Here is a 788-nt window from a genome sequence, read left to right on the forward strand (position 1 = left end):
GGTGGAGTCGTCGTTGAAATACCACTCTGATCGTATTGGACTTCTAACCTCGGACCATGATCTGGTTCAGGGACAGTGCCTGGTGGGTAGTTTAACTGGGGCGGTTGCCTCCCAAAATGTAACGGAGGCGCCCAAAGGTTCCCTCAGCCTGGTTGGCAATCAGGTGTCGAGTGCAAGTGCACAAGGGAGCTTGACTGTGAGAGTGACAGCTCGAGCAGGGACGAAAGTCGGGACTAGTGATCCGGCACCGGCAAGTGGAAGCGGTGTCGCTCAACGGATAAAAGGTACCCCGGGGATAACAGGCTGATCTTCCCCAAGAGTCCATATCGACGGGATGGTTTGGCACCTCGATGTCGGCTCGTCGCATCCTGGGGCTGGAGTAGGTCCCAAGGGTTGGGCTGTTCGCCCATTAAAGCGGCACGCGAGCTGGGTTTAGAACGTCGTGAGACAGTTCGGTCTCTATCCGCCGCGCGCGTTAGAAACTTGAGGAAGGCTGTCCCTAGTACGAGAGGACCGGGACGGACGAACCTCTGGTGTGCCAGTTGTTCCGCCAGGAGCACTGCTGGTTGGCTACGTTCGGAAGGGATAACCGCTGAAAGCATCTAAGCGGGAAGCCTGTTCCAAGATGAGGTTTCTCTCCCACTTGATGGGTTAAGGCCCCCTACAGACCATGGGGTTGATAGGCCGGAACTGGAAGCCAGGTAACTGGTGTAGGTGACTGGTACTAATAGGCCGAGGGCTTACTATCGAAGGTGTTACGCGTCCACTGTGCGGTATCTGAAACAACA

Annotated in this window: 1 rRNA gene; it reads left to right on the plus strand. The window is 56.1% G+C overall.

Going from position 1 to position 788, the window contains the following annotated elements:
- Window positions 1-748 (plus strand): 23S ribosomal RNA (locus tag V8688_RS31990); the annotation flags it as partial.
- Window positions 749-788: the final 40 nt, after the last annotated feature.

It is taken from the genome of Nocardia sp. No.11 (genome assembly GCF_038752175.1).
Taxonomy (GTDB): Bacteria; Actinomycetota; Actinomycetes; order Mycobacteriales; family Mycobacteriaceae; genus Nocardia; species Nocardia canadensis.